General features: G+C 73.6%; 2 protein-coding genes. One reads left to right on the top strand and one right to left on the bottom strand.

The window, feature by feature from the left end:
* The coding region (locus AC2W7G_RS18440; RefSeq protein ID WP_485869706.1) for a helix-turn-helix domain-containing protein at positions 1-257 on the bottom strand (257 nt) is incomplete at its 3' end.
* Between the two features lie 46 nt (positions 258-303).
* Between AC2W7G_RS18440 and AC2W7G_RS18435 the strand changes: the two genes are divergently transcribed.
* Positions 304-503 (top strand): hypothetical protein (locus tag AC2W7G_RS18435; protein WP_485869705.1); only part of this gene is annotated, 200 nt, incomplete at its 3' end.

Raw genomic sequence — 503 nt, 5'->3', positions numbered from 1 at the left:
GCGCCGAGGGGTCCGTCCCGCGGCGGCGAGCGCTCGTCCAGCCGCGCGCGCCATCGGGCGTCGCGGGCGGCCAGGTACTGCGGCGACGACGTCCGGTCCTTGGAGCCGAAGCGGTCGTACAGCGTCTTTTTGGTGACGCCGGCCCGCTCGGCGATGGCGTCGACGCCGACCGCGTGGATGCCGTGGGCGTAGAACAGCGCCGAGGCGGCGTCGAGCACGGCGCGGGCCTTGGGCGTCCAGTCGATCGTCGCGGTCACGGCTCCAGGATAGCGAGGGCGTAGACCGATCGGTATAGTCACCGCCATGAGTAGACCGATCGGTATAGCGTCCGGCCCGCGTATGGCGACCGCCGGGCTCGCCGTCGCCTTCGTCGTGTGCTGGTCGTCCGGCTTCGTCGGTGCGAAGCTCGGCACCGGCGAGGCGGCCCCGACGACGCTGCTCATGTGGCGGGCGCTCCCGGCCGCCCTGCCTCGTCGTGCCGCCTCGCGTCGGCCTGCGTGCCG

The organism is Aeromicrobium sp. PFPM2_SD2 (assembly GCF_057364525.1).
This window is presented reverse-complemented; position numbering and strand designations above follow the sequence as displayed.